Here is an 8,104-nt window from a genome sequence, read left to right as displayed (position 1 = left end):
GAGTACCATCAACGTTGGGAAGTCGAGAATACGATTGACGAACTCAAAGTACATCTTCTCGGACGAAAAACTCATATTCGTTCTCAAAAGCCACGAGAGGTGGTGCAAGAAGTTTACGGTTTGTTATTAGGACATTGGGCTATCCGGTTGTTAATTTTTCAAGCTGCAAGCAACGCAAACATTTCACCCTTACGTGTAAGTTTCACAGGAACATTACGAGTTGTTCGTCGCGCCCTTCCCAAATTCCAGCGCTTACAACCACAAGAACTTCCCTTTTTTTTAGTTGGTTAACAGTGGAGATTCTTGACCAACTTTTACCTGAAAGGGTTCATAGAAACAACCCAAGGGTTGTGAAAAAGCCTGTATCAAAATTTCGCTCGAAAAAGGTTAAACACAGAGGTACTGGAACAATAACCAATCCTCCTGTGTTTGTTGTTTCAAGCACTGCATAGCCTTAACTGAACCGTATTGGAATATGACCCAGATACTACAGTAACTATTAGCAGAGGTGTAGGCAGATGTCCTAATTGTGGAAATGTAATTGAAAATGATTATATTTGTTCCCCCAGTGAAGAAAGTAAGCTAGGACATCAAATTTATGCAGTTGCTTACAAAAAATTTAAAGGAAGTTTAGAATTTACTACACCGAGAGAATGTGATTTAGAAGGTGTAAAATTAGCTGAATTAAAATTATTCTCAAAATTGAGTGAATGGGAAACTTTAAATTTAATTAGCCATGAGCCAACGCCTATAAATCCTCAATATTCCATGATTCGTAATTATGGTATTACTGAATGGATGCAATGTTTTAACCCACGTCAGCTTCTAACCCTTGTTACCTACGTTGAAATTATCAATGAAGCTAAAGCACTAATTCAGGCTAAGTATGAATGTGAAAAAGCAGTATGTCTAATTAATCATTTAGCCTTTGTACTTGGATTATGAAGCAAAAATGGCAATGGCGTTCGCCGAATACCACCGAGTCCTCCGCGACGACGGCGTAATGACAGTACAATTCAACCACAAAGACTCCGGCGCGTGGGATATCTTAGCCAAATCCCTCATCGATGCTGGTTTCGAGATTACCGCATCTTGGGCTGTCAGCACTGAAAATCCCCAAAACTTGCACCAAGCGCAGAAAAACGCAGTATCCAGCACGGTGCTTTTAGTATGCCGCAAACGCGACCCTAACGCCGAACAAGCTTGGTGGGATGACGTGCGAATTGACGTGCGAAATATCGTCTTTGAAAAAGCACCAGAACTCGAAAAATGCTTAACTGAAGATTCACGTCCTGCTGCTGATAGAGTAGCAGATCCGCAACGCCGCATTAAACCCCCTGGTATAAACTTGTGCTTAAGTGCTTTCGGTTCTGCTTTGAGTGTGTTTACCAAATATAGTTCCATCCTCAACAGCGCCGGGAACCCAGTTGAACCCAAAGCAGCATTTGAAGAAGTACGCCAAGCAGTAGTCGAATACCGACTACAAAAGCTATTAGAAGGTAAAGACTTCAACGGTATCGACCCCTTAACCCAATGGTATATCTTGGCATGGGATACCTTTGAAGCGCGAGAATTCCCCTTCGATGAAGCTAGACAACTCGCTTTAGCAGTCGGTGGTTTTGATGTTTCCGATTTAGTCAAAAAACACAAACTACTCGATTCTGCAAGCGGTTACTGTAAATTACTCACCCCGCAACAACGCTTGAAAAAACGCGCCTTCTCCGTCACCGATACGGAATTTTCTGCTAGATATTTAGTAGATGGACTCCACGCCATTATCGCCCTTTACCAAGAGGAAGACAATACAGAACCAGTCCGTAGATTTCTCAAGAACACGGGCTTAGTTAGCAACGATTTATTTATGCGGACATTTGAAGTAGCGTTGAAAGTAATTCCCCGCATTGGTGATGAAAAGAAACGCCTGACTGAAGAAAAAGCGTTATTAGATTTGTGGTTGGCTATGGATGAAATCAAAGCGAAAGTCTCTTACAAACAGACTGAGTTACCATTTAAGGAAGGTGGACAATTGAACTTATTCTGATAATTCAGAACCCAGCCAAACAACAACTAATCGATTAGAGTTTTTCTAAGGAAACTAAACCATTATCTTGAAAATCTATTTCTAGATGATATCCTGCCATGAGAGAAGTTCCAAGCAAAGGTTTATAACCAGCAGCTAAAACTGGAACTAATCTTTCTATACCGTCCCATACAATTGTTGCCAAATGTATAGATAATAAAGCTTGACTACCGTCGGCTAACCTTGCTTCGGTACTAGAATATAAGGGAAGATTCATCGCACTGACTGCCTGTGATGGTAAAGTAAGATGGTCATTAAATCCAGTATCAATGACAAAATCCAAATTAAAATCTGGCTGCGAAGGTAAACGAAAAACCACTGGAACTATTGCCCTACCATCGATGACTTTTCCATAAATCATTCAGCAGTACGCTCCATTGCACCACCAAAACTTACAGCAACATCATAACCAATCCGTATAGTAAACAATCTAGCATTAGGGTTTTTCTGTTTTAACTTTAACGCTGTTTCTACACCAGTTGGATCAATCCCATATTCACCAGTTTCGGCATCAATCACAATCATCTTACCGATATTGTCACCAGACTCGACATTTTGACGAATACCGTTTTCGTAAAACTGTTTAGCTCGAATGGCTACTTCTTCTACACTCCAGAAAATTGATTGCATCACAATTACACCAAATGATTGCTTCTTCAAGCATTGTAGTATTTAGTAGTATTTATTTGATAAAATTCGATGTAGGCGTTAGTCTTTAGAAACTTGAAAAACCTGCGTGATTACCCCTGGAAAATTAGTTACACCAGCAACACCCACAATACCATCACTGATTTCTACATTCCTGCTTTAGAGTGTACCATTCAATATGACCGGAAAGCAGGTTTTTTTAGCAGTGCCATTTTAAGTAAAGTTGCACGGGGTTTAGGTGCAATGCTTCATAACAAGGGGCGAATGCGGTTAATCATGGGTTGTCAGTTTAGCCCCCAAGATTTACAAGCAATTCAACAGGGCTACGAACTGCGAGACGCATTGCTAAGTCGTTTAGACGCAGACTTAAAACCACCTGAAAATTTTGCCCAACTCAAACACTTTGAAATTCTCAGTTGGTTAATTCAAAATCAATATCTCGATATTAAAATTGCTATTCCCCTGAAACAAAATGGACAGCCAGAAGATAGTACACAGCAACTAGACCCACAGCATATATTTCATGAAAAAGTTGGCATTTTTACTGATAGTAAGGGCGATAAATTAGCATTTAACGGTTCCAATAACGAATCTATTGGTGGCTGGGAGAGGAATATAGAATCATTTCACGTTTATTGTTCTTGGGAGGGAGGAAGGGAACTAGATAGAGTTGAAGAAGAAGAAGCGAGGTTTGAGCAACTTTGGTATGACGTATCGCCTAATGTGCGAGTTTTTGAAGTTCCAGAGGCGGTACAAAAAAAGCTGTTGCGTTACGCAAGAGCGACTAAACCTGATTGGAATACTCAAATAGAATTTGATACTCGACCTTTGACAAAAGAATTAACTGAGTCAGAAGCACAACCAGAACCGGAACTAAAACCAGACCTTTCAGCTATTTCTACAGAACAAAAGGAAAAAGAACGGTTGGCATTTACTCAACTTGCCAATATTCATGAACATCCCGGCTGCTTGGACTTTTGTTTAAAATCAATTCCCATTCACCCCTGGCCACACCAAATTAAAATCCTACGCCGCGTTGCTCAAAATTTTCCCCAAAGTTTTCTCATTGCTGATGAAGTTGGTTTAGGAAAGACTATTGAAACTGGTTTAATTCTGCGTTATCTGCTGTTATCCAAAAAAGTGAAGCGGGTACTAATTTTAGCACCTGCTAGCGTTCAACCCCAGTGGCAAGAAGAACTACGGGAAAAATTTAATCTGCATTTTTGGAGTTACACATCTACAGAATTTAAAGACCCCTACAAGCGGACTATCCCCGCAGCAGCTAATCCCTGGAATACTCAAGATTTAATCCTGGCTTCTTCTCATTTGGTGCGGAGAACTGACAGAATGCAGCAGCTACTATCAGCAGAACCTTGGGATTTAGTAATCTTAGACGAAGCACACTATGCACGTCGCAAAAGTCCCCAAGACCGCAAGGAAACACCCAATCGCTTGTTACAGTTAATGACACAGTTGAAGGAGAAGGCTAAATCCCTGATTCTTTTGTCAGCAACTCCCATGCAAATTGATGCCATAGAAGTTTTCGACTTGTTAAACCTGCTGGGATTGCAGGGACATTGGAGTTATGGCGATAACTTCTGTGATTATTTCGCCTCGCTACAAGGTGCTGTCAAGCCGGAAGTAATAAATTTTTGGCAAGTAATGTCTAGCGATTATTTTCAGCGCGGCGGACAACCTTCCTCTAGATTAGAGCAGTTTTTGACCAAGAGCGATCGCATTCTTGCTTACAAAATGCAAGATACTTGGCAACGGGGCAAGAAAATCTCCAATCACAAACAATTATTGGCAGATGAAGACTTTATCGACACCTCACGCCAATACTTGACAGTGAACACGCCCCTAAAAGACTTGATGTTCCGCCATACCCGCGATACTCTCCGACAATACTATCAGAGGGGACTGCTAGAGCGGGATATCCCTACTAGAGTTGTGCAAGATAACGCTATTATGCTGGAACCCCAACGGGAAGTACCACTTTATGTAGCTGTCAGCGACTATGTACGTCACTTTTACAGATTGGCACAAATAGATCAGCGTTCTTGTTTGGGTTTTTTGATGACCCTTTACCGCAAACGTTTGACCAGTTCATTTTATGCCATCAAGTCATCTCTGCAACGTCGTTTGGATTATTTGTTAACTCAACAGGGAAACGTTTTAAGTGACGACGATTTAGTAGATGTGGATAATGAGGATGATACAGTGATTGCTGGGCTGGAATCTTTCTTTGAACCAGTAGACCCCCAGGAAATTCAATATCTTGAAGAATTACTACGTCAATTTGAAAACACTGGGGAAGATAGCAAGCTTTCTCGCTTTATTCATATTTTACGCCAAGAATTAACTGACCGAGAAAGTGCGATCGTTTTCACCCAGTACACTGACACGATGGACTATCTACGGGATACATTGAAGGAGTTGTACGGTAGCCAAGTAGCTTGTTATTCAGGTCGTGGTGGGGAACTGTACCAGAATGGGGAGTGGTGTCTAGTTCCCAAGGAAGAAATTAAACGCCGATTTCGCCAAGATGAAATCAAAATTCTCCTCTGTACTGAATCTGCTTCCGAGGGTTTGAATTTACAAAATTGCGGTGTGTTGATTAATTATGATATGCCTTGGAATCCCATGCGGGTCGAACAGCGTATTGGGAGAATTGACCGCATTGGACAAAGATATCCGACTGTGCGAATTCACAATTTTTACTATGATGGCACTGTAGAAGCAAAGGTTTATCGAAAATTGCGCGATCGCATTAATGCCTTTGCCACTGTTGTTGGTAATCTTCAGCCAATTTTAGCCCAAGTCCCTACCTTTATTGAACGGGCTGTTATGAGTGCTGATCCAGAAGAAGAGGATGTTTTAATGTCTCAATTCGATTCTGTGTTAGACAGTCCACCACCTCGTCTCGCAATTGAGGAAATGGTAGCAATGGATTTAGAAGCTGACTTAGCGGAAATTCAAAAACCAATCCCCTCTACTCCTTTTACGCCAGAAGCTATCGAGCAGTTATTCACCGACTCAGCAATTTTAAAAGCTAGTGGTGTGCAGTTTGAGAGAAGGAGCGAACGTACTTGGCAACTGAATTATAAAGCGCAGAATTACACAGTTACTTTTTACCCTAGTGTTTTTGATGAAATGCCTTCACTACGTTTAATGAATTTTGGCGATCCCTTGTTTGAAGAATTACTGAAATGTAACTGGGGTTCTGTAAGAATGAGCCGCCTTGGTATTGAGACGACTTAATTTAACTCCATTGCCCTGTTAAACCAATTCAGCTAGTTCCTGACCTAATGCTTTGTCAGTACATCTTGTGTTGAAAACTACTGAATCACAAATCGCTAAATAACGAAAGCAAGAAATCGTTTTTTCGCTTTTTCGTTAAATAACGAAAGCAATACTAGCCGTGATTATCTGTCCAGTATTTAAAAATCCGTTGCAATAGCTCGACTTGGGTACAACCGTAAGTAGCGGCCGCAATCTTAAAATCCTTTTTAAACTCGGCAGGCACTTTAAAATTTAAGTTGGAAATTTCCCCTGGATCGGGCTTCTCCAAGTTGTCTTTTGTTTCCTTAATGCTAGGGGGTTCACCTTTGCTTGGTTTGCGAGGTGGTGGAGGTGGTTTTGTTGACATAATTAGGATTTTTGCTCACTCAACAGATCAATAATTCCTTGGGCTACTTGTTCTGCCCGTTGCTTCAAAGTAGGAAACGTGACTTCAGAAACAGCACGACCGTTATCACTCGCCTGTCGGTAAGCAGTCTTTTCTGGAATTGAGCCAGCCACTGTGACATATCCAGCTTTATGAATATATGATCTGCCCTCCTCAATTTCGTTCTCCCGGTCGCCAACTCGACATAAAACAAAAATAATTTTATCCGTAGGGATTTTGGCGTTTACCAATTCATGCGCCAACAGTACAGACGGTTTGAGATCATCGAGTGATAAACCAGTGGGCAGGACTACCAAATCACTTGCACGGGCAATTTCCAGTGTCCCTTGCATAGAATGTGGTGGCCCATCCATAACCATGAGGTCATAAACCGAGGCGTGTTTCAGAGCTTGAGCTACAGTACGGAATGGTTCAACAGCAATCTCCGGCTGGATACCGTTTAATTCGCGGCGTTGTTTCCAATCCGTACTCGTACCTTGAGAGATATCTAGGTCAGCAATCTTTACATCCCAGCCAGCAGCAGAATATTCACGGGCAATAAGTCGAGCAAGAGTACTTTTACCCACTCCCCCTTTCTGTGAAATGACACCCACCAATACGGTCATCAACTTTCGTCCTTTCGCCTTATAGCGAATTAGTTATATCGTGTTTTCGCTTAATCGTACAGAGAGATTTCGTTTAAGCAAGAATTAGCGATTTAACGAAATAACGATTTCGTCCTTCAATCAAAGTAAGGACAGCAAACGTAAAACCTATTGTAGATATACTGATTAAGAATGCAAAACTGCTCTCAAGTTTTTACAAGAGAGCAGTAGCAGCAAAGCGCGATAAATTTACATGGGGCTTCATAGATTCAATGCCCCGGTTACTGTATAGGTGGTTCGGTATGTAGGGATATACAGCTTACATAGTAGCAAGTTCCGAAAAAAATTCATGTTCTTTACAGAGAATTCATGAATCGCACCAGGAAGAAGCGGTAAACTTCATATCTGTTAATAAAAATTCTACAATCTAAGCCTGTTCAGCCCCCAACAACCCCACACCAAACACGATCGCAGTGAAGGAGTAGGGTTTTGTTGTATGTGGTCATGAAGAAACACCAGCTTCAGCTACAGCAGCACTAGAATCTGATTTTACCTCCTTCGCCTTCTTTTCAAAAAGTTGGATTCCTGCGTCAATCACTTCAAAGCCGTTAGAAGTTCGTTGACCCAGCTTGCCCGATACAGCCCCAGCCCAGTCTGCGAATTCCGAGGCGCTAGTGGTTGAGTCGATGGCGGGTATTATCCCGCGCACCTCTCAGTTAGATCCGTGCGTACCCGTTTCCGTGTACACGGCTCCCGATGTTCTCAGCTTGCGCTTTTGCTCATGTGTTTGTAATCGTGGCAACTCTCATGAATTGCTTCGAGATTATTTTTCTTCCAGTTGGCGTGATTTCCGTCGATGTGATGCAGGTGAACCCGTTCCTCATCGATGAATTTTAAACCGCAGGAAGCACATCTATGGTTTTGCTTCTTAAGAGCAAAAGAAGTTTCGCCGTCATAGAGTTTACTGTTACGTTCACTCCAGTAGGCTGTATCTCCGTCATAGGGGGATTTAATTCCTTTGACCATGACGTGGCTACTTTCGGAGTAGGAAACCTTTGGAAATGCTTTGTCTAGTAATTTCTTGCTAGAGTGGCGGTTTTGCTT

Annotated in this window: 9 protein-coding genes and 1 pseudogene; 4 read left to right on the top strand and 6 right to left on the bottom strand. The window is 41.8% G+C overall.

Going from position 1 to position 8,104, the window contains the following annotated elements:
* The 3 genes and pseudogenes from F8S12_RS31760 to F8S12_RS31755 form a co-directional block, all read left to right on the top strand.
* Positions 1-291 (top strand): annotated as a pseudogene (locus F8S12_RS31760) (IS4 family transposase); the annotation flags it as partial.
* Between the two features lie 177 nt (positions 292-468).
* A complete protein-coding gene (locus tag F8S12_RS41200; RefSeq protein WP_230968407.1) occupies positions 469-945 on the top strand; it encodes a hypothetical protein in 477 nt (158 codons plus the stop codon).
* 7 nt (positions 946-952) lie between these two features.
* On the top strand, positions 953-2,041 hold the full coding sequence (locus F8S12_RS31755; protein WP_230968406.1) for a hypothetical protein: 1,089 nt from the start codon (positions 953-955) through the stop codon (positions 2,039-2,041).
* Positions 2,042-2,075: 34 nt separating this feature from the next.
* Here F8S12_RS31755 and F8S12_RS31750 read toward each other — a convergent pair whose 3' ends face one another.
* Together F8S12_RS31750 and F8S12_RS31745 are read right to left on the bottom strand one after the other, a co-directional pair.
* A complete protein-coding gene (locus tag F8S12_RS31750) occupies positions 2,076-2,441 on the bottom strand; it encodes a clan AA aspartic protease (protein WP_196520288.1) in 366 nt (121 codons plus the stop codon).
* Positions 2,438-2,710 carry a hypothetical protein gene (locus F8S12_RS31745; protein WP_196520289.1) on the bottom strand — a complete coding sequence of 91 codons (273 nt, stop codon included), beginning with the start codon at positions 2,708-2,710 and terminating at the stop codon, positions 2,438-2,440. The genes F8S12_RS31750 and F8S12_RS31745 overlap by 4 nt, the downstream gene beginning before the upstream one ends.
* Before the next feature lie 93 nt (positions 2,711-2,803).
* Between F8S12_RS31745 and F8S12_RS31740 the strand changes: the two genes are divergently transcribed.
* Entirely contained in the window at positions 2,804-5,989 is a 3,186-nt protein-coding gene (locus tag F8S12_RS31740; RefSeq protein WP_196520287.1) for a DEAD/DEAH box helicase, read from the top strand.
* 154 nt (positions 5,990-6,143) lie between these two features.
* Here F8S12_RS31740 and F8S12_RS31735 read toward each other — a convergent pair whose 3' ends face one another.
* From F8S12_RS31735 to F8S12_RS31720, 4 genes are all read right to left on the bottom strand, one after another.
* A complete protein-coding gene (locus F8S12_RS31735; RefSeq protein WP_104910315.1) occupies positions 6,144-6,377 on the bottom strand; it encodes a hypothetical protein in 234 nt (77 codons plus the stop codon).
* Between the two features lie 2 nt (positions 6,378-6,379).
* Positions 6,380-7,021 carry a ParA family protein gene (locus F8S12_RS31730; protein ID WP_196520286.1) on the bottom strand — a complete coding sequence of 214 codons (642 nt, stop codon included), beginning with the start codon at positions 7,019-7,021 and terminating at the stop codon, positions 6,380-6,382.
* A 481-nt stretch (positions 7,022-7,502) separates the two neighbouring features.
* A complete protein-coding gene (locus F8S12_RS31725; RefSeq protein ID WP_196520285.1) occupies positions 7,503-7,709 on the bottom strand; it encodes a hypothetical protein in 207 nt (68 codons plus the stop codon).
* A 53-nt stretch (positions 7,710-7,762) separates the two neighbouring features.
* Positions 7,763-8,104: HNH endonuclease (locus tag F8S12_RS31720; RefSeq protein ID WP_196520284.1), on the bottom strand; the 342-nt coding region annotated here is incomplete at its 5' end.

This window comes from Nostoc sp. WHI (assembly GCF_015714725.1).
In the GTDB taxonomy this organism is placed as follows: domain Bacteria; phylum Cyanobacteriota; class Cyanobacteriia; order Cyanobacteriales; family Nostocaceae; genus Nostoc.
The sequence above is the reverse complement of the archived record's forward strand: the minus strand, read 5'-3'. Positions and strand labels throughout refer to the sequence as shown.

What these genes read in the sequence shown, in the direction of transcription:
- F8S12_RS31755 (WP_230968406.1), top strand. Translation starts at nt 953, where the DNA reads ATGGCAATGGCGTTCGCCGAATACCACCGAGTCCTCCGCGACGACGGC.
- F8S12_RS31750 (WP_196520288.1), bottom strand. Translation starts at nt 2,441, where the DNA reads ATGATTTATGGAAAAGTCATCGATGGTAGGGCAATAGTTCCAGTGGTT.
- F8S12_RS31745 (WP_196520289.1), bottom strand. Translation starts at nt 2,710, where the DNA reads ATGCAATCAATTTTCTGGAGTGTAGAAGAAGTAGCCATTCGAGCTAAA.
- F8S12_RS31735 (WP_104910315.1), bottom strand. Translation starts at nt 6,377, where the DNA reads ATGTCAACAAAACCACCTCCACCACCTCGCAAACCAAGCAAAGGTGAA.
- F8S12_RS31730 (WP_196520286.1), bottom strand. Translation starts at nt 7,021, where the DNA reads ATGACCGTATTGGTGGGTGTCATTTCACAGAAAGGGGGAGTGGGTAAA.